Genomic DNA, 25,707 nt, shown 5'->3' with positions numbered 1-25,707 from the left:
CTGTGCCGATTGCATTGGCTGCGCCGATTGCATTGGCTGTGCCGATTGCATTGGCTGTGCCGATTGCATTGGCTGCGCTGGTTGAGCTAACAGTGCTGACTGTGTTAGCCGTGTTGGCATCGCGGGCTTGCTAGCCGCACTTGGCACTTGAACATTATTCACTGGCTCGCGCCCCATAATCGCACTCGATCGAGAAGACTGTTCGATTTGCGGCGATTGAGGCGTTGCCAACTTAGACAGCCCTTTAGCCATCCCTGGGATGACCGCAGCTGAAACACTAGCCCTATTTACATTCACAACTGACTGTACTGGCTGCATTAGCTGTTCCGACTGTGCTGGCGGAATTAACTGTGCTGACTGTACTGCCATGACGGGATTGCTGACTCTCGTCTTTGATACTTGGACATTCGTCACAGACCCTTGTCCTCCTGTGACATTCGGTTCTGAATTAAGGTTCTCTGACTTAGGCTTATTCGGGCTCACGGCCATCGACGGAGAGATCTTGGCCATTTTGCTCGCCGAGAAGGCATGTTGGCGAAGTGGTACATGGGCCGCCACTGGCACTATATTCCCCCACCCCAAACCTTCTTCATATTCGGTTTCATTGCTTTCAACTGCCTCTTTTTCACCATCAAATGTCGAGGCATCATGGGAGAAAATCTGCCGTTCTGACAGTCCCAAAAGCTGTTCAAATTCACTTTCAACTGGGCTCAGATAAGGCACTTGAGCCACTAAGACAGGCCTTTCCATCTTTGTCATCTTGTCACTCATCCCTTAACTGGTCTTGGATCTCAGCTAATGCATCTTTTCGTTTTTCTAGCCTGCGTTTTTCAACGATAACCTGAGCAATCTCAATGGCTAATTCATCGGCATTTTGCTGGACAACCGAGACGTCAAAAAACAAAGACTCTATGCCAGACTTAACGCTCTCTCTGCGTAAAAACAGGCGAGAAAGCCCATTCAATTCATCCTTAACGACGAGGCTCTTTAGCCTATCTTGCTCACGGGCGATTAATGCCCATGTCTCGGATATCGAATCCAGTAGCTCTTGATGGCGTACATTTAGCTTGGCTAATTTACGTTGCTGCTTGCCGATCCTGATATTGACAACGTCAATAAGCTGACCAAATTCCATCCATCGCTTGGAGGGTTTCTTCATACTCAACCCCATCGTAACCTTGCTTCAAAAAGTCCATGATGTAGGGGTAACGATCTATCGCTTCGTCGGTGGCCAGATCATTGCCTTTCTCGTACTCCCCGACTCGAATTAATAATTCCACATTAAAATAGCGATAAACCATATCTTTAAACTTTTCAGAAAGGCTCACATATTGCGGATCCTGCACTTTATTTTGCAGACGACTCTTGCTCTTGAGCACATCGATGGCGGGATAGCGACCAGTGGATGCTATAGTGGTCGAATAAACCAAATGGCCATCAATCAAAGATTTAACTTCATGAGCGATCGGATCTTCATCGATTTCTCTTTCAATCAACACGGTAAAAATGCCCGTCACCGAACCATGGATAGAGTTACCACAATTCTCAACCAAGCGTGACAGCGCTAAAGATACACCTATGGGGATCCCACCTTCGATGGGCGTACCATCTAGCATGGCCTGAGCGCGCGCAAAACGGGTCAAAGAGTCAAAATAAAGCACCACTTTCTTGCCTTGCGCCATGTAATAACGAGCAATGGATACCGCCACTAAACCCGATCTCACTTTCTCCAGCGGATTCGCCTCAGAGGTCGACACTATAGTGATCGATTTTTGAATCACTTCGGGGCCAATTTCCCCCTCCAGAAATTCAACCACCTCCCGTGCGCGCTCACCAATCATGGCAAAAATCACCACATCGGCATCCATGTTATTTGCCATGATCGACACTGTGGTGGTCTTGCCCGCGCCTGCCGGGGCAAATAGGCCAAGCCGCTGACCTACACCAATAGTAAACAACCCATCAATAATTTTAATTTTGGTCGGAAATACAGTATCGATTGGTGCACGAATATTAAGTGGGATCGGCTTCTCGATAATAGGTAAGTCATGATATTCACCTTCACAGCCCAGATAATTATCGCCGTATAGTGACTCGCCATAACAATTAATGACCTTACCTATAAGCGCCGTCTCATTAAGTGGAAAACAGAAGCGCCTTGGGGTAATTTCCACTTTACTGCCCCGTTGAATCGCCCCCGGCTGTAATAACTTGATCTCCACTCTTTTACCGGTAATCTTCATCACCTCACCACGAATACACTCATTGGCGACAGTGTTAATAAAACATTCCTGTCCAACAAAGGTATTCATATTGACATGACAAATCACAGTATCTTGATAAGATTCTTTCACCTTAAAAAAATGCTTGAGCATGACTAGATCACCTTAAACGACACCGATACGTAGCGTTTATATTTACGTTTAGTCTCTTTCTTACTCTTAAATAATTCACCCAACAAAGGAATACTCGATAAAATAGGCACACCGCTATCAATACTATCCGTCACTGTATTATCGAATCCCCCCAAAATAACGGTCTGCCCCGGCTCAATATAAACTTCCGATGTTAAAGACTGGGAGTTCACTCTAGGTGCTTGAGTCGTGCCCCCCTCAGAATTACTATCATCATCGAGTGATTCTTCTATATAACTAAATTTCGCCTGCACTTTGCCCGATGGTAATAACCGTCCCGTCACATAGAGGCTATTCTCTGCTTCAATTTTTTGGGTCGAAACCTCTTTATCAGAAATAAGCACTACAGTTGCAGTTTCCTTTTTCCCAAAGTGACCCTGTTGGTTCTCTAATATTAATAGATTGGTTTCGTACACGCCCCTCGCCATGTTGTTGTTATACAAGGCCTGAAAATTTTTGAAAAAATCAACCGTATCCGTAAACGGTGGGACAATAATATCGTACAGGCCACGGCTTCCGTTCAGCCATGAACTGTTGACACCGAGGGCTTCGGTGCGCTCTACCGAGACATCATAAACGCGCAGGAAAAATAATAACTGTTGGCGTTGAACATCGATCAGTGTCGCAATACGTTTCGCTAATTGGATCTCCTCTGGAGTGCCACGCACCAGCAGCGCATTACTGCCTGGCAGCACTTGCACTTTAGAGGTGAACTCATCCTCTTCCAGTTGCTGCTTATCATTTTGGTTAAGCTTGAGCTTATAGGCCCGCTTAACCATTTCTCCATCAGTAATATTTTCAAACTGACCGATTTTTTCAATCGCCGATGAGATTAAAGACTGAGCACCGGGAAAGGTCACAGTGCCATCGTATGAATTAATTTGGCGATCAACGACAGACAAGTAATTAAACTCAATCCGGGCCAACTCCAAATTATTACCACTCTCTAAAAATTGGTTCTTATCTATCATATTCGCGTAAATAACAACATCACTAACAAACTTACGCGTCCCAGATATAAAGATTGAATTGCCATTGCCAACGAGTCCAATTTTCGTCGTATTATTGGCGGTAAATGCACTCTTTAACTCTTCAAGCAGACTGTCCGGTGCTATGTTGCGCGGTTTAAACGCATGGTTGATATACGCTTGTCCAGAATGCACCGTAAGCGTGCCGCCATAAACATACCAATCGAAATCATAGACATCCGATAATTGCGCTAACAGTTCGAGTCCATCACCTGAGAGTGTTTGGGTAATAGGCTGTTTTGCTACTTTTTCTTCAACATCATCGACCAACTTGACCTGCATATCCTTAGCTATAGCAACCAAAGCGCCTTTCAAGTCAATGTCTGACTGCTTAATGAATACCTTGGCCTGACACGTAAAAGCCGTACATAGGCAAAATAACAACAAGAGACTAGGCTTCATCGAGGATCTCCTTCATGCGTTCCTCACTGGCCTTCATTTGCTTAACGCCCTCTCTAATAATGTTTTGCTCTAAAACGATCAGGAGAAATTCATCTTCCGTGATGTAATCCCCTTTACTATCATTAATATGTACTTGACCATCCGTAACCTTTCTCGCCAATCCGACTTCCGCAGCAACGGATTTGAGCGCAGACTCAAACTGGAGGGCTTCTTTTTCTGCCGCAGTGTTAAGTTGCTGACTATTCGGTGTGACATTCATTAAATTAATGTTACTCATATCCCGCCTTTTTCATTATTTGCTTGAACACATAAAACTGATCTTGTAACAGCCACAAATTAAGAATAATGATCACTGTTATAGCCTTAATATCTGCGGTGGTGCTTATAGATAGAGATGCTTTTTTAAAAAAAAGATCGACATAACCACAACAAATGGTGATGCATAACAATAAAATAATATATTTCCCAGTCACCATAGCCATCATAGTTAAGCTATCTGTAATATAAAAATACAAGGTATCAAAACCGACATTAGCCCCTTGTTCAATATTCTCAGAGATCACCGATAACAGAGGCCTAAATACCACACCAGAATCTAGGGCATACATCAAAAACATCAAAGAACTCATCTTAGATAGAGCCTCTGACTCATCGGTAAAACGCCTATCTTGTACCGACTGTTCGTTTAGCAATAAGAGTTGTTGTATCACACTACCCACCATGCCACTGAGCCAGTAAGGTACGGATGCAAACATAGCAAAAATGATGACACTTACTATCCAGAACGGTGTCAGTATTGCACCTAAGTCACTGGCTTCCAGTGCAATGGCGAGCCCGATGGCAATAGCCAGTGCCGATGAATTATCCAGATATAAACGGGTTGGATTATAAATTTTTAAAAATAAAAATAATCCAGCAAATAACAGCCAGTTAGGAAAGAGAAGCGTATCCATATCACGGAAGCGCCCTAAATAAAATCGTCCAACTATCCGAAAAATAAAATACCGCGAGTTTTACTGGAGTCGATATTACCGTCGGCGATAGCATGGTCATACCGACACCACTTAGGATCACCGCGATTAAAAAGTCGATACTCACAAATATCATGTATAGCTTTAAGCCGAATTCGAATCCCTGGTATAGATCTAAAATTAAATTCCCGAGAAAAAATTTCAACGTATTATTACCTGAATCAAAATTCAGTGGAATGTCGATTATCCCAGTTAATTCATTAGTTTTGCGCTCCGCCCTCGCCAAAAGCTCAGGAAAAAACTCAAATGCATTACTAACCAAATAATACATAGTGATATTTTCTGGTTTTTTATCTTCCAGCTCAGGTGACAACTGCAGTACATCGGGTTCTACACCAGCGTTGATCTGCTCAACAAAGTAAGGCTTTACTCTCTCTAACCCTGGCTTTACATCTGGCCAAATACTATTCAGCGCCATTAATGCCGCAAGTAAATTCACTACTATTGTGGGCGGGATTTGTTGTGTACCCACCGCATTCTTAATAATATTAAGCACTATGTTGTACTTAACATAGCCAGAGAAACATATAAAAAATACGGTAGACAACAAGATCAGAGTCAGGAGTAAAATTAAATTTGCCCCCGAAAATGCATTATCCGGATTCAGTAATTGCAACATCGATAACACTCTCTATAGACCGCTAACCCATTAAATCTCATTAAAGATTAAATATTTCTAGCTGCGGCAGAAATAGAATCTTTGATCGATTTCAATGTCGATGTCGATGTTTGTGCTGTAATGCTTTGATCCGCCATTAACTGTTGCAATGACAGTGAATCGGAGGCGCTTAAAATAAGCGTACCGTTTGGATCTTTTGTGAAAGAGCCATCAGCACCGACAGAACCTGTATGGTCAGTAATAAATGTACTGACTTTGTCATCGGCATTATTCACTAAACCACCAAACACACCACTGATATAACCCGTTGATAATTGAGACATCTAAATACGCTCCTAAGTGTTAATTATAAAAATTTTATTGCTGCCCCCCCCCTGTAAACCGCCACGCATCTGGCTAATAGCTTACAAAAACTGGCTACTGTCATTCTGGTTTTAGCCTTCATGGCAATGAAAATTGCTAGTGATTGTTGGCATCTTCTTAGCTTCTAGAAGGAGGAGGCGCAAAATATAAGCACCACCGCACCGAGTAACCAGTGAAAACTTCTGATAAAAACGGAAACACCTGCAAATCAGGCTATTGCTATATAGGTCAAACATAATTTCACCAGTCACTCAACAATTATGACCAGCATGCCCCCATTCTCGCCTGTTATTTTGTGAAAATAAAGTATCACCATGGTAAGCAAAAATTAGTGACAATCACCATTCTCAGTTAGGGTAAATTAATCATGACACCCAATAAGAAACTGGCTTAAATTTCAATGGTAGAGTTTTTCTTAATATGCCATAAAAAATATCATGCCAGCCCCTACATGAAGAGATACTATTATGACATACATGTTAAACACTTCGAGGTCTTTATGCCGGCACAAATTATATCGCTATCTATAACAACACCAGCCCAGCCATTATTGAATAATAATCCAATAACAAGAAATGACTTTTCATCTAATATAAAGTCAATTAGAAATATTTCCACTCCAATTGCAGCACAATATTGTGCTGATGCAACCTCGCAACTGAGTTTTGTCGGTAAGAGTTTACATGATTGGAAAGCAGCTAAGCCTGGGCAATGGTTTATTGGAGTCATTGACACTGCAAAAAAATCAGTTTCACTGGTTCCAGTAAACGTGTTTGATCGCTCTATGGGACATTTAAATGGGCAAACATTGACCAATACATCACAACAAGGAATGAACCGCTATGCTTCTGGGGCCTTAGGTGAACGTGAGGGCAATTCTATAATGCCTGATTTTTTAAGAAATAGACCTGCAGGAATGACACATCATATGGCAGTTGCTCTCGAGGCCGGATTATCCAAAGAAAGCTCCTTAGGTTTTGCGCTCATTAAAATTAATGATGATTTCGCACAGATAAAAACAACATCGACTTCCTTAAACGGTGATAAACCAGACTTTGTAATTAATCATAGCTTCTCGCGAGCAACAGCTTTGAAGGTATCAGGTCTTGTACCTACGGGTGCTCAAATGCCAATTCAATGGCGAGATTCACTAGTCGAGTATTTAAGGCAGGGTGATTTTTGTATCAAAAATATCGCCATTTCTAATGATTAGGTTTTTAGCATCACTGATACCTAAATAACACGAACTCAGTCAGCTATGGGCAAGTAGTGTTCATCTGAACATCAAGCCCAAAGTAGGCCCTCTATGGGCTTACTTTGGGACTGTAGCGCAGCTCAGATTAACACTCAACTTTGAAAACGGGTGTAGACGACCATTATCGGATATGAAGCTGCACCCACATATTGCAAAAAATCTCCTTATCACCACTTATATAGTACTGGATGTAGCGAAGTGTTCAACTTACCAAGATCCCGTCGATCTCTATTTTATCAACTTAGACATAATTTGCTCGAATCGTTTCTGGTTATCGATATCCATAAATTTACGACCAGCATGTGATTCTTCATAGTAGGCATCATATGCATTACTGAGATCTATCGGCCAAAACCTATTTGAATCATAATCATACATAATATTTCCAGAATGAAGGTCCCCATGAATAATACCCACTTCATTTAAATCGGCTATCATTCTTAGAAATAACTCATCTGCATTCGAAGGTAATTCAGATGAAACACAATGAACTAAGGCCTTACCGGGTACCTCTAGCATTCTCAAATAAACTGAGTCATTTTTTTCAACAACCTCAGCACTTCCTTCCCCATACACTTTAAGAAAAAGCTGGCACTCCCTCTGTGCATCGTCTTTCGAAAATCGGGTAAAGCTTTTTAAAACAAAACCCTTGTGGTCAACATCCCTCCTCACATCACCGCATAAACCGCTACCTAGCAATTCACCACTTTCTATCCCTTTGGGAATCGTTAAATGTAACTTCAAATGACGCTTTGCTTTTCCTGGTAATTCAGAGGAATTTTCAGCAACTATCTTTGAAAGATTCTTAACGCATTTGACTTGCAAAGTACTACTCGCTCCTTGCCTTACTGTGTCATCGATTTCTTTCGGTATTGCTCGTGGCCCAGAGTTGGCAGCTATATTAATTAGAGGCATAAGTCCATCCTAATAAATAAATGGGCTCCATACTCTGGAGCCCAAAAGATATGTTTTCACACGGAGGTTTAAGATATGTGTTGAAAAATATAATTCAACGAAGCATTCTGTGTATGTGTAGATCGATAATCTTGCTTGGCGAATATTTACTTAACATATGGATGCCATTTTCATTATACTGTCCCGCTTCATTTAAAATTTTTAATATCCGTGATTGCTTAGCTTGGTTCTCTGTGCTTGAGAGTGTTTGCTTTAGCCGATTAACATCAATCTGCTTTATTTGTTTGACATCCATTTTTTCTAACTTAGATAGTTCACTCGTTGACACATTTAGACTCAATAACTCTCGATTTATAGTTGCATTTACAAACATAATAATTCCTATTTAAAAAACAATATAATATCAACCGACTAATTTAAAGCGATGATTATCAATACGTTAAACTAGTTTAAAATACGAACAAATGAATATCATCTCTGTGACTTTTTGCAAATTCATATCTGCTTACTTATTTGGCTAGAATATTAATCAGTTACTTAGTTAGCCACAGACTGGCTTATGCATCGCTCTAAAAATGTCTGGTATGTTTCAGTATATTCCACTGATTTTGCTATTCTTTCACTCATATTCTGAATGTCGTTAGGTGCATTTTTACTATTTTCAATTCTGGGGGCTAACACTATAGCCAAGCTTTTGGCCGTCATTTTATTTTCATCAGTATATGTAATGACATGCTGACAAAGCTTCACGACTTCGGCTAATTGCTTTGGTAATTCTTCCAATGCAGGGATATACGTAGCATCATTTGCACATTTTTTTACTACATCATCAATAATGTCACTATCTTTGTTCATCATAGACTGTTGTAGCTCTGCCTTGATCCGATGAGCAACAATATGATGCACATTGTTCATACTCTTTAGCTCATCAAAATTCTGTATCATATGGCGACTACTAATTTTATTCGCTTGCTCTGAGCTTGGAGATATTCTGAAAATCCCTTCCTGCTTCAGGGCATCAGGGGTCTTTTCCAATAATGCAGCAAGCTGCATCACAGTTTCAGCATGAGGATTTTTTGCGATAATTGTCTGATATTTATCATCCTTATCCAGGAGTTTGTTCAGCTTAATATTTGCCTCAGCAAATAGTGCTTTATCCTTTGACACCTCGGCAATAACTCCAGCAATCTTTTTATTATTTTTGCCTTGCTTTATTCGTACAATATCTAGGGCAAGCTCATGTTTACCTAGCTTTTCTGCCGCACTAGAATGATGTAATACATGAGCTCTGAAATTATTAACAATATTCATAATCAATCCTTATTTAATAAGTAAATGTTTTATTATTATATCCAGACAACACTCAATCTCACGAGACTATTCCTGAAATATTCAGGAAAACTTTTCAACTAATATAACACTAAGACATACGCATATTTCATGAAATCTATATCTATACTTTCCTTAGTCTTTACACGGATCATGGCTCTTGGTGTTGTGATGAGTTTGTGTTTAGCCACTTCATTTGACACGCAAAGAGCCATTTTCTATCTTTCTTTTACTGCCCTAAAGATCCTGAGCATAGGTTCGCTTTTACCAATGGAGTAATCAGAATAGATAGCCATGCTTTTTTCATGCATTGTCCTTTGGCTAAATATTTATCCATTTATTTTCTCTATAACCTTATCTTTTATAGTCAACAAAACGTTGACCATAGCAATAAGGACCATGTTGTTCCTTAAAATTGCGAACTTCTTTAGAGCGTCCGCTATTACTCCGCGTTAATCCTATTTGTTTCGCATCAATAGGTAGGTAGTCATAGCCCCCGTGAGCATTGGCGATCTTCATAAAGTTATCAGGCTTTATATCAAAAGGCCGAAAACCGGCTTGCTCCATCATGACTAGGACTGAATATGGAATTTTTTCGTCACGTCTTAGGTGTAAAGCCTCTGGGATTTGTTTAAAAGTAAACACTTTCACTTGCGGAGTACCCTTGCACCTATCATCCCGCATAGTAATGATTTCGTTGGAACCGAAACGTGAATATTTACCACCATAAAAATGGGGATCATGATATATATCATTAATCCGTAAATCGGCATTGGTTAACTGTTTCCATGTACTATCTTGTTTGAAGATCTTATACCCTTGGCCAGTTTTTTTATCGATAAAGACTTCTCGATTGGTTCCCGCAAATTTTTTGTATTTCCCAGTTTTAGCCCCTTCGATTAATTGAGATATGTTTTCTGGATGAAGGAGAGGCATATTTTTGGGCTGTCTTCCATCGACTTGACACCGTTCTTTGAGTGGTAATGCTTGAGCATCACTCGGCAGTGGGGCTGGCTGTAGGCGCGGACGAGGTGGTAGCACGCGAGGTTGATATTGCGCTTGTAAGTCTGGCCGTGGCGGCAGTGCTCGGGGTTGAAGGGGCGCTTGCACGCCCGGCCGTGGCGGTTGCGATAATAACTGAGGTTGCGCCTGTAAATCTAGCCGCGGTTGCACTTGTCTACCTAGTCGTGGCGGTTGTGGTAATGGCCGAGGTTGCGCCTGTAAATCTGGCCGCGGTTGCACTTGTCTACCTAGTCGTGGTGGTTGTGGTAATGGCCGAGGTTGCACTTGTAGGCGCGGTTGTAAATGTGGCAAAGGTTGCCGACGCGGTTCAGGCACCTGTACCTGCGGTTGCGCTAGCTTAGTTAACACTTTAGCTATGATGCCTTTTTTAAGCTCATTATGACTGGTTCTTAATGTTTGCTTTAAACGTAAGATGTCCACATTACGAATATTTTTCACATCCAGTTTTTCGAGTTTTTTTAGTTCGCTCGACGATATATTTAACCCTAGCTGTTCTCTCAAGGCAGGATTTATAATAACTGACATATACACCTCTCATTTCACCGATTAAGAGCTGCATCATTATCTCCCATAGAATATATACACAAGCGATTATTATTGAAATATTACGTCACATTATTCATCACACAATAAATGACTTGAGTTAATCTGTAGAGCTATCTATTTTTCAGTTCCCCTCCGCAATCAACACAGATTAAAAAACCACCTTTACAAGTGGTTTGAACGAAAAGATTGCTGAGGTGAGTATTATTCTCAATAAAAGACTATCTCATTCTCTATGGTAAGTCGTTGCCATCAAATCAGTGACTTTCTGATCAGCAGCGGAGATGGCATTCTTTAAACTCTCGAGCATTTCATCATGGTTCATGATTTCTGACTGCGGATTCAATATACCCTTATTAATGAGCATATTGCCTATATAAGCGCCTTGTATAACTTCAGGTAAACTGTGATGCATTGGCTGCTTGACACTATCGCCGACTAAGTGTTCTAAGCACACATCAACAACTTGTTCAAAATTAAATGCTTTATTCGTGGCACGACTATGCTTCGCCGCCTGAATGGTATAGTGCAGGGCATTCCCTGATACACCAGCGGTAAAACCTTCCATATCCTGTCGGCTAAAGTTATCCATATTTAGATTCACAGCTAAATCGAGTATAGCTTGCCCAAGGGAATCAAGATTGTTTTGATACATTTTGTCATTTGGTCTGAAATCAAAATGTAACCCACCGGAAGCAAGCACTTCTTCATTAAAGTAACCCCGAGCATCTCTCCCTGGATCAACGGGTGCGCGCATGATCCCCTGCAATCCACCACCAAAAAGCTGACCTAGCGTCACAGGCTCACCTTTTTCACTCATAAATGCTTTTAATGCGTAAGTTTCATGTAGGTTCACACTTGGTCGTTCTAAAAGACTGCGAGGAAAACCTAACTGCTCCACTAATATCTTATTATTTCTCGCTTCAGTGCCAGTCTTAACTACCGCAGCATCCCCCGGAAACTCCAGTACGAGATTAGCAGGCTTGAGCAGTTTATTGGTATAAAGGTTATTACCCTTAGCATCAGTTAAAGCATCTTGAGAAATCTTTTCAAGTAATTGATTTTCTTCTGCCGTACTAAGTTTTTCATTCTTAGAGAGTTTAGTCTTAATAGCATTTAAATTTTCACTTAACTCATCGGGACTACTATTCATAAAACCATCAAAACAAATGGATAATCGGGAAAAAATTTCTGCTTGATGAACAGGGCTAAACTGATCTGCGGTCACCTTAATCTGTTCATTTTGGTCGCACTGCAGGAAGTTTTTTACAAAAACCTTCTTTCCAGTTAGATCTACATCTTTAACCGCAGTATTAAGAACACGACTCAAGCTGGAAGCTACCGCATCGAGTGCACGCTCAGAGGCTGAACGGTTACCCGTTATCAAATTATTACGAATTAAAGACGAGAACACTTCTCTGCCATTTTTAAGTTTTGGCACATCCTTAAAGTAAGGCTTAGGACTCAACAGTTTTGGATTTGGACTGATGGTGGGTTTCTGCACAGTATGAGCAACACGGTGGATATTTAACTGCTGTTCCTCTCCTATTTTGATCTTAACATCTAGTGGTTCGTTTATGACTATTGGCTTTACAACACTATTTATCGGCATAACTATTCCCTGCATTTTAAGTTAGATTAAAGAATAATAATTATGCACCTATCATCATTAATATCACGAGATTACTCCTGAAATATCCAGTAAAAAACTGTTATTTTAATTTAAACATCGAGTAACCTCGCCATAGTTTTACATTGCCGTACGATGCAAACTTTAACTAACATGATACAAATAGGATAACAGTATTGCTCTATTGCAGGCTTAAAATAAAAAAGCCATGCTTTTTCGTTAAAAACCCATTACTTCAATGCAACATCAATATCCATCACCGTAGTTATAACCTCAAACCTTACCAATAGTACTAACATTTACTAGAATATATTAATCAATTAATCAAAATTGATACATTACCATTTATACGCATCCCTGCGACAGAATATGTTAGTGAAAAATACATTCTTACTGGTATCAACATACTCTACTTATAGGCGTGGACTCATTCACTCAACCCCAAATTGAGTGAATGATCACAACGTACAATTTCCGATGATTTAAACATTTATAAAACTTAGCAGTTAACCGAGTTTGCTGAGCACCATAACTGCAGCGGTTGCCAACATGGCGGCAAGCAGGGCTGAAGCAAAACATATTAAGATAAAAAACATACTTTTTACGGGAAATTCCGCACGCATTTGTGCCGTTACATCCATGGAAGAGGAGGAGATAGCTAAATGATTAAAATAAGTTTTATCACTCTTCACGATATTTTTTACTTCGAGTATGGGGGCCTCTTCGGTCATAAATATGTCCGTAGTGCTTTCGTCCAAAATCAGCATGTAACCCTCTTTGGAAATCGTTTTTATTTCACAGGCCAAGCAATCAAATTGAGCGAGAGATTTTCGCAAATTAGAAATAGCCTTGGTTAACGAGGTTTCACTGACAAACACATTCCCCCACACTTTTTCTTGAATATCTTCTTTACTGAGCACTCGGTTAACATTATCACACAGCAGCTTAAGTATGACGGCTTCACGCCCACCAATACTCACCACATACTCATCTATACTAATTTCCCTTTTAAGGACATCGTAAATAATTTGGTTTCCTAATGCATAGCGTCTTGTCATATATTATCTCCTAAATTCATCATTTCATGATAAAGCTTCATGATTAAAAGCGGCTCAATTCTATTGAGAGCGATTACATTGTGATGTTTTTTTCAGAAAAAAGTAATACATGACCGCAAAAAACATCATACATTAACTTCATTTATGAAAAAAAACAAAAAACAAAAACAACAACAACAACACACTTAACGCAAGGAAATAAAAACGAAACAAAAGATTCAAAATGCATCAAAACACAAAACAGACATCGACTCACAACAATTCATAAAAATTCATAAAAACATCAGATATACTCAATGCATTATATGGCTCATCATTGAGTTCAAGCTAACCCAATTTAAAATACGTCAATAATTTTAAGGTTGAATTAATATTCATCGACAATTATTCACATAAGCGTAACCAATCCATATCCAATCTGACAGTGACCTATTATTAACAGGTCACTGTCAGCCCAGCCTTATCTGCCTTAGTTAATTTAACTCTCTATAATAAACCCAATTTTAATTGCAACTCATTTATTAAAGCGGCCTGTTTTATGACTAAAGCCTCCTGCCCTGAGAAAGTAAAATCGGCAAATCCGTTCTGCATGTGCGTTGCTAGAAATGTCGACACATCTGTTTTAAGACTATCGACACCATGGATACTTGCCATAAATTGCTTTTCCAATTTTGCGAGTGCATCTTTACCATTCTTAGCGACAAAACCCTCCATAAAAGGCATTTCCGTGAGTACGTTGAGCGCCGCCTGACGGTAATTGTTACCCAATAAATGCAGCTTTTCATCACTCGTCACATGTTGATTGGCCAAACGACGAGCACTCTCCAGAATCGCTTCTCCTTTCTTCATCTCTTTAGCGCCTCGGGTATTATCCGAGCCAAACACCCCATTTTTTCCCGCATTAAGGCGGTTCATTGCCACTGCGACAACACCTTTTCGTTCAGCCTGAGATGGCTGATCTGACACAACATCGGCTTGTTTCCATAGGTCGGGAAAGCGTTTTACTTCAGCCCAATAACTAGCAATAGATTCAGCTTGCCCCTTCATCGCCGTCTCTAAGGTAGAGATATCCTTATAGCTGCCATACTGATCGAGTAACATCTTTTCCCAATCAACCTCCATCGCACTCACAATATGATCACTCATTTGTGCACAGAGTTCTGCTCGAACCGCCCCGTCCATACCGGGTGCCGTTTTCAATAATTCATCGGAGTAAAGCGCATCCACCAGCTCTTGTTTCGCTGCAGGGACCTGAGACTCAGCAGTTTTATTCTCAACCGTTGCTTTTTTAAGATTGCTTTTATTGAAACCTGTAATCGCATTTAGTAAAGCATTCTTTCCTGCATCTGACTGTGCGGTCATACCAGCCATCACATTAACAGGCTGATTCTGAACCAGTGACGGCAAAGGAGGAGGTGGAGGTGGGGGGGGTAATGTATCACTTGTCACAGCTAATGTTGCCTGAGGCTGTATCTCTGCCTGCACCGTGACTGGGACTGCGCTTTGGCTGGATAAACCCACTCGAGCGTCTTGGATTTTTTTCAATACCGGGCTGTTTGCGATCTCTTGCAAAAATGGTCTATCGGAATTGATCGTCACAGGTCGTACTTTCTGATCTACCGTTACCGGTCTCAAGTCAACTCCGTTACGAATCGCTTGCAATAATGCCGAATTGGGATCCACGTTTTGCCCCGGTGCTTTAACTGCCATTGCTGCAACTTGAGCTGGTTTGGCTAACTGAGGTGGCTTATTTGCAACCGACATTTTTTTGTCATTCTTCGAGCGAGGTTTGAGACGGATAGATTTCAACAGAGATAATAAGCGCTTTTTTATACTAGGCCTATGGCTCACCTGCTTAATCTCGAGTTTATCTGCGGCGGCGATACTGACGTCTTCACTCTTGATATCGAACGAGGGTGGATTGATAGTGGGTTTGGAAATTGGCATCCGGTACTCCTATGGTCATATGTTCACTAGTGTCATCACTGTGAATGAGTCATTATTTACTCTTAACAACTATATAAAACAGTGACCGCCACACACACTAGACTTTGTTTGAAATATTCTGATTAAAAGTGGTAACTGTCATAAATGTCACTTATCAAAAATGAGCAGAAATCATTATAAATACGAAGAAATAATGGCCATAGCTGCTGAATATTCATTATTTATCATTAACTATTAGAAACATATTTACGTTAGGTTAATCATATCCATTAATTTAGTGAGATCATCATGCGTATTCATTCCAATTTCCCCAACTATAAAGCCTATAGCCAATTCGCCGCCATACCCAATACGCTCAATGTCCTGAGAATTTACCAGCACCAAGGGAAAGAAACACCTGAGAAAATGATAAGTTCACTCGCGGATGTGCATACAGTGATGAATGCTCCCCAGCTAATGAGGATCAAAGCAGCTAAGCTCATACAACAGAAATATCACTCTTATCAACAACAAAAAGCGGGTGCAGAGATCAACACTGTCGGCATTAAATCACTCACCAATGCTAAGGCGGGCTGTAGTTATTTTTATAATGCTCAAGATGAATTAGTCGCAAGAACACCTGCTAAGTTTCAACCGGCAGGAAAAGGAAATTTCAAACAACTTGTACGCCAAGACAGTCAATTTGTGCAACTACATATTTATAATGACACACTTGATATAGATAAGAGTCAGTACAACCTGTTGATGATGGATCAGCTTAAACACCATCCTTCGATTTGTCCCGCCCTTTATGTTAACGATTCAACCATGATTGCCCATAATGGTGGTATAGAAGTAGCGCAATTAATTGAGCAAGGGGATAAGATCCCCTTAATTCACTTTAAATCTCTCTTAGAGGATTTATCCTCCTTGCATAACGAGAATATCTTTCTACACGATATCAAACCTGCAAATCTAACCTATAAAGGCACCCATGTACGTCATATTGATGTGGAAAATCTGTTCGCAGCGGATTATAACGATGGCGAAGATGGCATTATCTGCACGCCAGAATACACCACAGCCCATTTGACCAATGCGATATTCAACGGGGATCCACTCGCCGACCAAAACCACGATAACTACTCCATTTTACTTAGCATGATTGAAGCCACAAGCGGTGATTTTTTTCAACAATCCACAACAGGAAACCCACAACGCCTTTTTGGTCTGCAGGGTAGCGCTCTCACAAGAGCCCAATACTGGATACAAGAACACATCAAGCCTGAGTATCAAACTCAAGTTGAAGCATTCGTTAAACTTCCTGGTAGCAATGTCGATGCAACACCTTTGATCGACATGATCAACTGGAAATAAGCTAATTCAATTCACTTAAACTAGCCGTGGCGATAAATTCATCCATAACCATTTAGCAAATGAAAATGGTTATGGTCACTATTAGTCTTGGCATCGAAAAACACCATCATAACCCCTAGGATAAAGGGCAACATTACCATACCCGTGATGATAGAAAATCCCTGCCCAAAGGCATTCATGCGGTAGAGTCCATAGCCCAGTCCAAAACTGGAGCTTACCTGTATCGCATTGAGTAGCAGATAAAATCCTGCACACATCATGGCAAGCCCAATAAAAAACTGACCGATACCGCCCTGTGTTCCTCTGTCGCCTTTTTAGCTTTTTCATCCACGGCTAACTGTTTATCCGCCTCGGCCACACAGCGCTGTTTATCTAGCATTGGCCCATAGGGATCGACATCCGTCCTTGCGGAGCAGACTAACTCTGCACAGGCAGATATGAGTAATGATGCGGATAAGACTCACATAATCAATGGCGTTTTCATCTTCAGTGCCTCAACAAATGCAACAAAATAGCTACACTTAGCCAAGCTAGCATTGGCTGGCTTTATCTTAGCCGTATCAATGCAGCACTTAACAATGTTGACAGAGATTTTTTAAAGACAAACACTGGATGATGATTTGCTATCCACACACGACCGATTCTTGAATTGTTAAATTAAGATAAGGACTGCGCTTGAATACTCTACTCCTAGGGAAAGGTGAGCAACAGGTTCACTTAAATCTTAAATATGCCAAACGACAAGCTATTCCAGCGGGCGGCCGAAATCGGGATTGAGGACTATCAAACCGAGGCCAATCCGGTGTTTTTCTGGGATTTAGCGGGAGAGCAAGGACACCCCTTACGCACAACCGTCAGTGAAATGGGTCCCACCTTGCTTGGCCGCATTCTCGAGCTTAATGACACCCCAAGCGGCATTTTAGATATTGTCTTTCAACTGGCTGACGACCAAGGATTGTTGTTGCTCGATCTCGACGATCTGCGGGCCATGCTCAACTTAGTCGCCGATGAGCGTAAAGAAATCTCCGCCAAATATGGCCTTATCAGCGCCCAATCCCTCGCCGCCATTCAACGAGCTGTGCTCGGGTTAGAGCGCGATGGCGGTAAAGACTTTTTCGGCGAACCCGCATTACAACTCGAAGATTTGATGCGTACTAATTTGCAGGGGCGTGGCATCATCAATTTACTCGCCGCCAATAAACTTATTTTAACGCCAAGATTATATTCAAGTTTTCTACTCTGGTTGTTATCAGAGTTATTTGAAAATCTGCCAGAGGTCGGCGATCTCGACAAACCTAAACTGATCTTTTTTATCGATGAGGCACATCTACTGTTTGAAGGGTACCCGCCAAGCCTATTAAAACGGGTTGAACAAATTATGCGGCTTATCCGCTCCAAGGGCGTTGGCGTTTATTTTTGCTCACAATTTCCAGATGATGTTCCCAATGAAATCCTCGGGCAACTCGGCAATCGTATTCAGCACGCCCTTAGGGCTTACACCCCAAGGGATCAAAAAGCCGTTAACACCGCGGCCGAAACCTTTGTACCCAACCCTAAGCTAGTCGTTACAGATGTGATATCCCAACTGGCGGTGGGCGAAGCCTTAGTCTCCATGCTGGCCGATAAAGGAGTGCCTAGTATGGTAGAACGCGCGCTCATCGCCCCACCCCGCTGCCGTATGGGACCCGCATTGATCGATGAGCTGCAACAAGTTCGGGCACAAGGCCCTATTGGTGGCAAATATGACCATTTAATCAACCGCGAATCGGCCTATGAATTACTCCACAACAGGCGATCTAATAGTGAGCCCGAACCATCAACGTCCTCAGAAAATGCCGCTCAAGCGGGTCCTAAAACAGAAGAGCAGGGTTGGTTTAGCGAGCTAATCTTCGGTAATAAACGCCGCCAAGGTTTAGCCGAAACACTGTCTAAACAGGCGGCACGTACCGTGGGTAATCAATTGGGAAAACAAATTCTTCGGGGGCTCCTAGGGGGAATATTAGGTAAATCAACCCGCAGATAGGCATTGTTATACGCCTACGCAGGCTTGATGGTAAAAACTGTGCGCTGGATAGCATATTTTATAGACAGTTTAGCACTACCCATAGCATGAATTATTCTAAGTGGAGGATAGATCTCGCCACGGATTTCGGTGATAAGATTATTTTGCGAGTACAGCTCAGAGAGGCAAACAAATTCAAATAAATTACCTATCGTTTTAAATAGTTGTGATTTAAAAATGGTGTAATTCGAGTTTAAACGTTTCGCTTTAATCAGGACATCATGGAACGGGTTTCACGCGTATGGCTTACATGATTAGCCTGATGAACAACCACAAAGTACATGGAGTTAGCTATGAGTAAAGAGCAAAAAAACCGCAAAGAGACTAAGAAGAAGCCGTTAATGTCTGCAAAAGAAAAAAGAGCAGCAAAACACGCTAAAAATGCTTCTAAGGGTTTCTTAGAAAACACTAAATAGTGTTGTGCCACGTTAAGTTGCGCATTCGACATCAATAGAGGGTTAACTTAGGTTAGCCCTTTTTATTATCCACCTCAGTTGTAGTGGCTCAGTCCTTCTCAAAAAATGCCCGTTTAACACTTGCGCCAAAATAATTGTAATTTATTGTTTTTAAACAATTACAATCTAAAATCTCCTACATCTTAAAATGTCACCTAGACTAAAGCTAAATCTACATTCTCTGGACCTTTTGCTAAGGTATAAAACTGCATCTAAAGCCTGTATTTTGAGCAGTTTTGGGTATATAAGTAGTGATACTAAAGTCAGCAGTCAACAGAGTCGATGTTAATAGCCCTATATAACACAATAAAAAATAAGGATATTTCAGTATGAAAATTAACAAACGTTTTATCGCCGTCGGTACCGCACTGACACTCTCACTCAGCGCAGCCACTATGGCAGCCGCACCCGCATTTATTAATATTCTTACCGGTGGCACCAGCGGTGTTTATTACCCCATAGGTGTTGCCCTATCCCAACTCTACGGTACAGGCATTGAAGGGGCCAAAACCTCAGTTCAAGCGACTAAGGCTTCGGTTGAAAACCTTAACCTGCTACAGGCTGGTCGTGGTGAATTAGCCTTAGCCCTAGGTGATTCCGTTGCCGCGGCCTATCAAGGAGATGTCGATGCAGGCTTTAAAAAGCCATTGGACAAAATCCGTGTGATTGCCGCCGCTTACCCCAATTATATTCAAATCGTGGCCAATAAAGAGTCTGGTATCAAAACCTTAGCCGATTTAAAAGGTAAACGTATCTCTGTGGGAGCGCCTAAATCGGGCACTGAACTCAACGCCAGAGCCATTTTCAAGGCGGCGGGATTAAGCTACGAAGATATGGGTAAAGTGGAGTTTTTACCCTATGCCGAATCCGTTGAGTTAATTAAAAATCGTCAGTTAGATGCAACCTTACAATCTTCCGGCCTCGGTATGGCTGCCATCCGCGATTTGGCGGCGACCATGCCGATTAACTTTGTCGAGGTCCCCGAAGATGTCATCCTCAAAATCAATAATCCCGCCTATCAATACGGCGTTATTCCTGCTGCCACCTATGAAGGCCAAACGGCGGATGTATCCACGGTTGCTATTCAAAACATCTTCGTCACCCAAAGCGGCGTCTCCGATGATCTCGCCTATCAAATGGCAAAAATCATGTTTGAAAACCTAGAGCGTCTAGGTAACGCTCATTCGGCCGCCAAGGCTATTAGCTTAGATAACGCGACTAAAAAGCTACCTGCACCGCTTCACCCTGGTGCGGAGCGTTATTTCAAAGAAGTAGGCGCACTCTAAGCCTTTCATCTAAACCTGTGCGACCAATGTTCCACTTAAGCACTTGAGCGATAAGTTAACACTAAGGCTCGAGTGCTATGTCGCCCTCTGTAGTCTAATGCTGTGAGGCATAATATGAGCGATTCCGAGCAAGGCCTTAGTGCTAAGCCTAGCGACTGGCCCAAGGCACTATTTTATACCGCCTTAGTTTTCTCTATTTTTCAGATTATTACCGCCGCCTTTCACCCTGTTTCGACTCAGGTGCTGCGTGCCACCCATGTGGGATTCCTCCTGTTAGTGGTTTTTCTGAGTTATCCGGCAGTGGGTAAATCCAGACCTTGGCAACCTTTGGCTTGGGTACTCGGCCTTGCGGGGATCGCCACTGCGGCCTATCAATGGATTTTTGAAGCCGATCTGATCCAGCGCTCGGGTGAATTGACCGATGCCGATATGGTGATTGGTATCATCCTGATTATATTAGTGTTTGAAGCTGCTCGGCGAGTCATGGGTTGGGCGCTGCCCATTATCTGTAGCCTCTTCTTGGCCTACGGTTTGTTCGGCCAATATCTACCCGGTGAGCTAATGCACCGCGGCTATGGGATTGATCAGATTATCAATCAGCTATCCTTTGGCACCGAAGGACTCTATGGTACTCCGACCTATGTGTCGGCAACTTACATCTTCCTATTTATTCTCTTTGGTGCCTTTTTAGAACAGGCGGGGATGATCCGTCTCTTCACCGATTTTGCGATGGGATTATTCGGCCACAAGCTGGGTGGCCCAGCCAAAGTCGCCGTGGTTTCTTCGGCAATGATGGGGACTATCACGGGCTCGGGAGTTGCCAACGTAGTCACCACGGGGCAATTTACCATTCCCTTGATGAAACGCTTCGGTTATCGCCCCGCCTTTGCCGGCGGGGTGGAAGCAACCTCGAGTATGGGCAGCCAAATCATGCCCCCCATTATGGGCGCGGTGGCTTTTATTATGGCCGAAACCATTAACGTGCCTTTTATTGAAATCGCTAAAGCGGCACTGATCCCTGCCTTACTGTATTTCTGCTCCGTATTCTGGATGGTACATTTAGAGGCTAAGCGCGCCAATCTGTGCGGCCTACCTAAGGATCAATGTCCCGATCCCTGGGCCGCGATTAAGGAACGTTGGTATCTACTTATCCCCTTGTTTATTTTGATCTACCTGCTTTTTTCCGGCAGAACGCCACTCTTTTCTGGCATGGTCGGCTTAGCACTGACTTCAATCGTTATCCTAGGCTCCGCCATCGTCTTGAGACTGCCATCGAATGCGCTGCGTTTTGCCTTTTGGATAGCCTTAGGTGTGCTATGTGCGGGTTTCTTCCAATTAGGGATTGCGGTGGTATTTGCTGTGATTGCCCTATTGGTGGCGGTATGTTGGTTTATTAAGGGCGGCAAAGATACCCTGATAATCTGCTTACATGCTTTGGTGGAAGGTGCGCGTCACGCCGTCCCCGTGGGGATAGCTTGTGCCTTAGTCGGAATAATTATCGGCATAGTGTCACTGACGGGTATCGCCTCAACCTTTGCCAGCTACATTCTGGCGGTAGGGCAAGATAATCTGTTTCTCTCCTTAGTGTTAACTATGCTCACTTGTCTGGTATTGGGTATGGGGATCCCGACTATTCCAAACTACATTATCACCAGTTCAATTGCCGCCCCCGCATTGCTCGACTTAGGCGTGCCCTTGATAGTGTCCCATATGTTTGTGTTCTATTTTGGCATCATGGCCGATCTCACCCCGCCCGTAGCCTTGGCCTGCTTTGCCGCCGCCCCGATTGCCAAGGAGTCAGGACTTAAAATTAGCCTATGGGCGATTCGTATCGCTATTGCCGGCTTTGTTATTCCTTTTATGGCGGTTTACGATCCCGCATTAATGCTACAAAGCGATAGCTGGTTGGCTATCGGTTTTGTGGTGCTGAAGGCGACTGTGGGCATTGGGATCTGGGGGGTGATATTTACGGGTTATCTGCTGCAAAAACTCTATTGGTGGGAAAGATTGATGGGTTTCCTCGCCGGAGCAAGTTTAATCCTTGCCACGCCGCTCAGCGATGAAATCGGCTTTGGACTCGCGCTGTTGTTTATCCTGCAGCACAGTTGGCGGGCGCGTAAACTTAAGCGCCTTGCCGAGCAGGGATAAGCCTTGGAATTATCTGTTATTAATATCTGGATGGGAGTCAACAAATGCTAGGTCTATGTTTAGGCCTAGCGGGCACACTGTGGGCGCAAGTGCCCACAGACCACTTCACCTTGTCATGGAACCACAGCATAGAAAAAATCCGCTGGGAGGAGGACTATAACATCACGCCCCAAGGCTTAGTGTTAGTCGAGGCGAGAGTTAAAGGGACTGGTGCGGGAATGGAAATCCCAGATGATGCGGTGTTTAACAATGGCAGCTGGCATTATCGGCCTAAGCTCCCAACGCTGCCTAAATTACGCTTAGGCCGCACACCCGAAGCGGGGGATTTTGATATTTGTTTCGCGCAGCCTTCTGGCAAGGTGCAATGCCAAGCCATGGACCATTGGATTGGCGCACCTAACAAGCAAGATGCAGCGGTCGAACTGTGGGGCTGCGCTACTTTTCCTTAATCCCCAGGATACAAAAATACCCGTCCATTTAGACGGGTATTTAATCATTTACGCTGGTGCTTGCTAAAGCATTAAGCGCTTTGTCAGCACTCACTTAAGCCTTTTTAAGCATATACTTACGCTCAATTTCAGCTAAGCGTTGATTAAAATCTTGCAGATGTGCCAACATTTCGGCTTCAGCTTTCGCCTCATCTTTGGCGATAACCGCTTCGACAATGACATCGTGCAAGCCTAAAGGGTGAATTTCATCTGTCGGTGGCTGGAATTTAGTCGTTTGATTACTTAATAAAACCAACAAGGATTTTACGATCGCTTCTAGAAAACGATTACCCGACATTTCCGCCAGCAAATAATGCACCTGAGATCGTAAAATGACGGTATCCGGATAATCATAGGTATCACTTTCATGGCTATTGGCCTCTTGTAAGGCTTTCGCTTGCTCTGGAGTGCAATTTTTGGCCGCCATCCGCGCCACTTGGGGCTCAATCAACATTCGTGCCTGACACAGCTCAGGTAGAGAGAGTTTTCCCATCATAAATAAGTCGTGGCAGGCATCACTTAAACGCTCAAAGGTCAAATGCTTAACAAATGCACCACCCGTCGCCCCTTGACGAATTTCAACTAACCCACCCGCTTCGAGACTCTTAATCGCCTCCCGAACCACAGTACGGCTAACTTGAAATAGCTCGATTAATTCACGCTCGGAGGGCAACTTATCACCCGCCTTATAGTCGCCCCCTAAAATAGCATTTTTCAATTGCTGGCCAACTTCACTCGAAGCTTTTATCTGCTTAATAGGCTTGAAGATATGCAATTTATAATCTCGGATAGACTCAGTGGTGCCATTCTACCATAAGACTCAGATAATTCGGCAAAAGTACTCCCGCATTTCCTACATTAGTGATTAAAAAATCTTCATCTTTGTTGATCAATGTAACATCTGTACGAATTTCGTAACTCGTTTCTCATATTCATTCTTACTCCATTGCGAGCAAAGGTTATACATCATACATTTCACCTAAAGAGGTTAACGATAACCTTTTAACTCGCTCGGACCATTCCGATCGGGACAAACAAAAATAAGGAAAATGATGATGAACAGATCTTATTTATCTTTACTTGTGCTATCGGTGTTAAGCATCCCAGCCATTGCAGATACCAACATTGATCAAATGTTTAGCCAAGGGACACTAAAGGGTGAATTACGGCTATTCGATTTTACCCGTGACTTTGATAATACGACGAACACCAAACATGACACCTCATTTGGTGGCCTGTTTTACTACAATACCGCAAAAGTAAACGGTATTAGTTTTGGCACTAGCTTCGCTTCTGCAAATCCGATTTGGATCAACGACTCAGATGATGTTTATGGTTTAGTCGCTCGCGACGCCAACGGTGACCATGACGATGTTAACCGCTTACAAGAATATTTTGTCCAAGGCGATTGGTGGAATACTAAATTCAAGCTCGGCGCACAGGAACTGCGCACCCCTATGATGAATCCCCATGATATTCGCGCTATCCCACGGACGTTCCGCGGTTTTTCTGCAGAGAACAAGAGCATTGATAACCTTACCCTTTCTGCCCTATATATTACCGATTCTATGGGATGGTCCGATAACAGCTTTGTATCCGTTAAAGAAGCCGTACAAAGCGAGCTAGCAAGGGCAGGCGTTATCGCCGATGTAGCGGATAATCCTGTTTATGCCCTAGGAGCAAAGTATCTATTGCCCTTTGAGACAGTCAAAACTGAAGTCAATCTATGGCACTACCGCATGGAAGATGTCTTCAACCAAACCTATGCCAAGGTGAAACTATCCACCGATGTGGGTGCAACTAATCTGTACCTAACACCTTCCTATTTAACTCAGCAAGCAACGGGTGATGAAACGGGCGGTCCGCTCGATACCTACCAATATGGTTTCCATTTAGGTGCCAAACTTGCCGGTGCTGATATCACCTATTTGTATGCTAAGACAGGCGATGACACACTGCTTACCCCATGGGGCGATGATAAAGTGGTCATTCAACAGGTATATCAATCGGCACGGGGCGAGGAAGAAGTCAATGCATTAAGACTTGCCTATGACTTTGAGAAACTGGGCCTGAACGGGTTAGAAGCCTATGCCTTTTATGGACAGTACGAAGTTCCAACTGGTGCCGCAAAAGATTTTAACGAAACAGACTTTTCAATCACCTATAAGTTTTCCGGTACGTTATCAGGCCTAGGACTTAGGGCGCGTTATGCCATGGTCGATGTTGATCAAGGTGAAGATCTTGACGATCTACGTTTATATGTCACTTACAAATTTGTTTTAGGTAAATAGTTTCATCCGTTTCAACTCCCCTGCACCAAAACTTAATGCGGGTGTATCAGCTTTGTTAGATACA

Annotated in this window: 25 protein-coding genes and 2 pseudogenes; 9 read left to right on the top strand and 18 right to left on the bottom strand. The window is 42.6% G+C overall.

Going from position 1 to position 25,707, the window contains the following annotated elements; genetic code table 11:
* From COW15_RS04680 to COW15_RS04645, 8 genes and pseudogenes are all read right to left on the bottom strand, one after another.
* Window positions 1–759 (bottom strand): annotated as a pseudogene (locus tag COW15_RS04680) (hypothetical protein); the annotation flags it as partial.
* A gap of 4 nt (window positions 760–763) precedes the next feature.
* Window positions 764–1,159, bottom strand: a complete 396-nt coding sequence (locus COW15_RS04675; protein ID WP_293630459.1) for a hypothetical protein — start codon at window positions 1,157–1,159, stop codon at window positions 764–766.
* A complete protein-coding gene (gene vscN2, locus COW15_RS04670; RefSeq protein WP_293630458.1) occupies window positions 1,113–2,375 on the bottom strand; it encodes a type III secretion system ATPase VscN2 in 1,263 nt (420 codons plus the stop codon). The genes COW15_RS04675 and vscN2 overlap by 47 nt, the downstream gene beginning before the upstream one ends.
* Window positions 2,376–2,377: 2 nt before the next feature.
* Window positions 2,378–3,844 carry a secretin N-terminal domain-containing protein gene (locus COW15_RS04665; protein ID WP_293630457.1) on the bottom strand — a complete coding sequence of 489 codons (1,467 nt, stop codon included), beginning with the start codon at window positions 3,842–3,844 and terminating at the stop codon, window positions 2,378–2,380.
* Window positions 3,834–4,121: a hypothetical protein gene (locus COW15_RS04660; protein WP_293630455.1), complete on the bottom strand. Its 288-nt coding sequence runs from the start codon at window positions 4,119–4,121 to the stop codon at window positions 3,834–3,836. The genes COW15_RS04665 and COW15_RS04660 overlap by 11 nt, the downstream gene beginning before the upstream one ends.
* Window positions 4,114–4,797 carry a type III secretion system apparatus protein VscT2 gene (locus COW15_RS04655; protein WP_293630453.1) on the bottom strand — a complete coding sequence of 228 codons (684 nt, stop codon included), beginning with the start codon at window positions 4,795–4,797 and terminating at the stop codon, window positions 4,114–4,116. Before COW15_RS04655 ends, COW15_RS04660 begins: the two co-directional genes overlap by 8 nt.
* Before the next feature lies 1 nt (window position 4,798).
* Window positions 4,799–5,494 (bottom strand): EscR/YscR/HrcR family type III secretion system export apparatus protein, encoded by a 696-nt coding sequence (locus COW15_RS04650; RefSeq protein WP_293630451.1) that lies wholly within the window; start codon window positions 5,492–5,494, stop codon window positions 4,799–4,801.
* A gap of 47 nt (window positions 5,495–5,541) precedes the next feature.
* The gene (locus COW15_RS04645) at window positions 5,542–5,817 is read right to left on the bottom strand and encodes a hypothetical protein (protein ID WP_293630449.1); all 276 of its coding nucleotides are present in this window, start codon (window positions 5,815–5,817) and stop codon (window positions 5,542–5,544) included.
* A 539-nt stretch (window positions 5,818–6,356) separates the two neighbouring features.
* Here COW15_RS04645 and COW15_RS04640 point away from each other — a divergent pair.
* Window positions 6,357–7,070, top strand: coding sequence for a hypothetical protein (locus COW15_RS04640; RefSeq protein ID WP_293630447.1), 714 nt, complete (start codon window positions 6,357–6,359; stop codon window positions 7,068–7,070).
* Between the two features lie 270 nt (window positions 7,071–7,340).
* On the opposite strand, the gene COW15_RS04635 is transcribed toward COW15_RS04640, so the two are convergent.
* From COW15_RS04635 to COW15_RS04620, 4 genes are all read right to left on the bottom strand, one after another.
* Window positions 7,341–8,027 carry an RIO1 family regulatory kinase/ATPase gene (locus COW15_RS04635; RefSeq protein ID WP_293630445.1) on the bottom strand — a complete coding sequence of 229 codons (687 nt, stop codon included), beginning with the start codon at window positions 8,025–8,027 and terminating at the stop codon, window positions 7,341–7,343.
* A 94-nt stretch (window positions 8,028–8,121) separates the two neighbouring features.
* Window positions 8,122–8,400: a hypothetical protein gene (locus COW15_RS04630; RefSeq protein ID WP_293630443.1), complete on the bottom strand. Its 279-nt coding sequence runs from the start codon at window positions 8,398–8,400 to the stop codon at window positions 8,122–8,124.
* Window positions 8,401–8,564: 164 nt separating this feature from the next.
* Complete coding sequence (locus tag COW15_RS04625; protein WP_293630441.1) at window positions 8,565–9,338, bottom strand: RhoGAP domain-containing protein; 774 nt, start codon at window positions 9,336–9,338, stop codon at window positions 8,565–8,567.
* Window positions 9,339–9,710: 372 nt separating this feature from the next.
* A complete protein-coding gene (locus COW15_RS04620) occupies window positions 9,711–10,292 on the bottom strand; it encodes a hypothetical protein (RefSeq protein ID WP_293630439.1) in 582 nt (193 codons plus the stop codon).
* A gap of 47 nt (window positions 10,293–10,339) precedes the next feature.
* Between COW15_RS04620 and COW15_RS04615 the strand changes: the two genes are divergently transcribed.
* Window positions 10,340–10,720: a hypothetical protein gene (locus COW15_RS04615; protein WP_293630437.1), complete on the top strand. Its 381-nt coding sequence runs from the start codon at window positions 10,340–10,342 to the stop codon at window positions 10,718–10,720.
* Window positions 10,721–11,148: 428 nt separating this feature from the next.
* On the opposite strand, the gene COW15_RS04610 is transcribed toward COW15_RS04615, so the two are convergent.
* From COW15_RS04610 to COW15_RS04600, 3 genes are all read right to left on the bottom strand, one after another.
* Window positions 11,149–12,534 (bottom strand): hypothetical protein, encoded by a 1,386-nt coding sequence (locus COW15_RS04610; RefSeq protein WP_293630435.1) that lies wholly within the window; start codon window positions 12,532–12,534, stop codon window positions 11,149–11,151.
* Window positions 12,535–13,058: 524 nt separating this feature from the next.
* Window positions 13,059–13,610 carry a winged helix-turn-helix domain-containing protein gene (locus tag COW15_RS04605; RefSeq protein ID WP_293630433.1) on the bottom strand — a complete coding sequence of 184 codons (552 nt, stop codon included), beginning with the start codon at window positions 13,608–13,610 and terminating at the stop codon, window positions 13,059–13,061.
* Between the two features lie 486 nt (window positions 13,611–14,096).
* Window positions 14,097–15,557, bottom strand: coding sequence for a WH2 domain-containing protein (locus COW15_RS04600; RefSeq protein WP_293630432.1), 1,461 nt, complete (start codon window positions 15,555–15,557; stop codon window positions 14,097–14,099).
* Window positions 15,558–15,845: 288 nt separating this feature from the next.
* Here COW15_RS04600 and COW15_RS04595 point away from each other — a divergent pair, with 288 nt between their 5' ends.
* Entirely contained in the window at window positions 15,846–16,913 is a 1,068-nt protein-coding gene (locus tag COW15_RS04595) for a hypothetical protein (protein ID WP_293630430.1), read from the top strand.
* A 38-nt stretch (window positions 16,914–16,951) separates the two neighbouring features.
* Here the strand turns inward: COW15_RS04595 and COW15_RS04590 are convergent, their stop codons facing one another.
* Together COW15_RS04590 and COW15_RS04585 are read right to left on the bottom strand one after the other, a co-directional pair.
* Entirely contained in the window at window positions 16,952–17,173 is a 222-nt protein-coding gene (locus COW15_RS04590; protein ID WP_293630461.1) for a hypothetical protein, read from the bottom strand.
* Window positions 17,170–17,352, bottom strand: a complete 183-nt coding sequence (locus tag COW15_RS04585; RefSeq protein WP_363699829.1) for a hypothetical protein — start codon at window positions 17,350–17,352, stop codon at window positions 17,170–17,172. Before COW15_RS04585 ends, COW15_RS04590 begins: the two co-directional genes overlap by 4 nt.
* Window positions 17,353–17,588: 236 nt before the next feature.
* On the opposite strand from COW15_RS04585, the pseudogene COW15_RS04580 reads away from it, so the two are divergent.
* The 5 genes and pseudogenes from COW15_RS04580 (at window position 17,589) to COW15_RS04560 (ending at window position 23,313) form a co-directional block, all read left to right on the top strand.
* A pseudogene (locus COW15_RS04580) lies at window positions 17,589–18,936 on the top strand (helicase HerA-like domain-containing protein).
* A gap of 332 nt (window positions 18,937–19,268) precedes the next feature.
* Window positions 19,269–19,391, top strand: coding sequence for a hypothetical protein (locus COW15_RS04575; protein ID WP_269819992.1), 123 nt, complete (start codon window positions 19,269–19,271; stop codon window positions 19,389–19,391).
* A gap of 368 nt (window positions 19,392–19,759) precedes the next feature.
* Window positions 19,760–20,716 carry a TAXI family TRAP transporter solute-binding subunit gene (locus tag COW15_RS04570; RefSeq protein ID WP_293630426.1) on the top strand — a complete coding sequence of 319 codons (957 nt, stop codon included), beginning with the start codon at window positions 19,760–19,762 and terminating at the stop codon, window positions 20,714–20,716.
* Window positions 20,717–20,830: 114 nt separating this feature from the next.
* Window positions 20,831–22,864 (top strand): TRAP transporter permease, encoded by a 2,034-nt coding sequence (locus COW15_RS04565; RefSeq protein ID WP_293630425.1) that lies wholly within the window; start codon window positions 20,831–20,833, stop codon window positions 22,862–22,864.
* Between the two features lie 44 nt (window positions 22,865–22,908).
* Entirely contained in the window at window positions 22,909–23,313 is a 405-nt protein-coding gene (locus COW15_RS04560; protein ID WP_293630423.1) for a DUF1850 domain-containing protein, read from the top strand.
* 94 nt (window positions 23,314–23,407) lie between these two features.
* Here COW15_RS04560 and COW15_RS04555 read toward each other — a convergent pair whose 3' ends face one another.
* Entirely contained in the window at window positions 23,408–24,127 is a 720-nt protein-coding gene (locus tag COW15_RS04555) for a FadR/GntR family transcriptional regulator (protein ID WP_293630422.1), read from the bottom strand.
* 277 nt (window positions 24,128–24,404) lie between these two features.
* Between COW15_RS04555 and COW15_RS04550 the strand changes: the two genes are divergently transcribed.
* Window positions 24,405–25,643 (top strand): OprD family outer membrane porin, encoded by a 1,239-nt coding sequence (locus COW15_RS04550; protein ID WP_293630421.1) that lies wholly within the window; start codon window positions 24,405–24,407, stop codon window positions 25,641–25,643.
* The last annotated feature ends 64 nt before the right edge of the window (window positions 25,644–25,707 follow it).

Source organism: Shewanella sp. CG12_big_fil_rev_8_21_14_0_65_47_15 (genome assembly GCF_002783505.1).
Lineage (GTDB): Bacteria > Pseudomonadota > Gammaproteobacteria > Enterobacterales > Shewanellaceae > Shewanella.
The sequence above is the reverse complement of the archived record's forward strand: the minus strand, read 5'-3'. Positions and strand labels throughout refer to the sequence as shown.

Excerpts from the sequence above, each read along its gene's own strand:
- COW15_RS04605 (WP_293630433.1), bottom strand. The coding sequence starts at position 13,610 with ATGACAAGACGCTATGCATTAGGAAACCAAATTATTTACGATGTCCTT.
- COW15_RS04575 (WP_269819992.1), top strand. The coding sequence starts at position 19,269 with ATGAGTAAAGAGCAAAAAAACCGCAAAGAGACTAAGAAGAAGCCGTTA.
- COW15_RS04610 (WP_293630435.1), bottom strand. The coding sequence starts at position 12,534 with ATGCCGATAAATAGTGTTGTAAAGCCAATAGTCATAAACGAACCACTA.
- COW15_RS04640 (WP_293630447.1), top strand. The coding sequence starts at position 6,357 with ATGCCGGCACAAATTATATCGCTATCTATAACAACACCAGCCCAGCCA.
- COW15_RS04560 (WP_293630423.1), top strand. The coding sequence starts at position 22,909 with ATGCTAGGTCTATGTTTAGGCCTAGCGGGCACACTGTGGGCGCAAGTG.
- COW15_RS04615 (WP_293630437.1), top strand. The coding sequence starts at position 10,340 with ATGCTTGAGCATCACTCGGCAGTGGGGCTGGCTGTAGGCGCGGACGAG.
- vscN2 (WP_293630458.1), bottom strand. The coding sequence starts at position 2,375 with ATGCTCAAGCATTTTTTTAAGGTGAAAGAATCTTATCAAGATACTGTG.
- COW15_RS04565 (WP_293630425.1), top strand. The coding sequence starts at position 20,831 with ATGAGCGATTCCGAGCAAGGCCTTAGTGCTAAGCCTAGCGACTGGCCC.
- COW15_RS04595 (WP_293630430.1), top strand. The coding sequence starts at position 15,846 with ATGCGTATTCATTCCAATTTCCCCAACTATAAAGCCTATAGCCAATTC.
- COW15_RS04650 (WP_293630451.1), bottom strand. The coding sequence starts at position 5,494 with ATGTTGCAATTACTGAATCCGGATAATGCATTTTCGGGGGCAAATTTA.
- COW15_RS04665 (WP_293630457.1), bottom strand. The coding sequence starts at position 3,844 with ATGAAGCCTAGTCTCTTGTTGTTATTTTGCCTATGTACGGCTTTTACG.
- COW15_RS04550 (WP_293630421.1), top strand. The coding sequence starts at position 24,405 with ATGATGAACAGATCTTATTTATCTTTACTTGTGCTATCGGTGTTAAGC.
- COW15_RS04675 (WP_293630459.1), bottom strand. The coding sequence starts at position 1,159 with ATGAAGAAACCCTCCAAGCGATGGATGGAATTTGGTCAGCTTATTGAC.
- COW15_RS04600 (WP_293630432.1), bottom strand. The coding sequence starts at position 15,557 with ATGCCAATTTCCAAACCCACTATCAATCCACCCTCGTTCGATATCAAG.
- COW15_RS04660 (WP_293630455.1), bottom strand. The coding sequence starts at position 4,121 with ATGAGTAACATTAATTTAATGAATGTCACACCGAATAGTCAGCAACTT.
- COW15_RS04570 (WP_293630426.1), top strand. The coding sequence starts at position 19,760 with ATGAAAATTAACAAACGTTTTATCGCCGTCGGTACCGCACTGACACTC.
- COW15_RS04655 (WP_293630453.1), bottom strand. The coding sequence starts at position 4,797 with ATGGATACGCTTCTCTTTCCTAACTGGCTGTTATTTGCTGGATTATTT.
- COW15_RS04630 (WP_293630443.1), bottom strand. The coding sequence starts at position 8,400 with ATGTTTGTAAATGCAACTATAAATCGAGAGTTATTGAGTCTAAATGTG.
- COW15_RS04645 (WP_293630449.1), bottom strand. The coding sequence starts at position 5,817 with ATGTCTCAATTATCAACGGGTTATATCAGTGGTGTGTTTGGTGGTTTA.
- COW15_RS04590 (WP_293630461.1), bottom strand. The coding sequence starts at position 17,173 with ATGATGTGTGCAGGATTTTATCTGCTACTCAATGCGATACAGGTAAGC.
- COW15_RS04625 (WP_293630441.1), bottom strand. The coding sequence starts at position 9,338 with ATGAATATTGTTAATAATTTCAGAGCTCATGTATTACATCATTCTAGT.
- COW15_RS04620 (WP_293630439.1), bottom strand. The coding sequence starts at position 10,292 with ATGCCTCTCCTTCATCCAGAAAACATATCTCAATTAATCGAAGGGGCT.
- COW15_RS04635 (WP_293630445.1), bottom strand. The coding sequence starts at position 8,027 with ATGCCTCTAATTAATATAGCTGCCAACTCTGGGCCACGAGCAATACCG.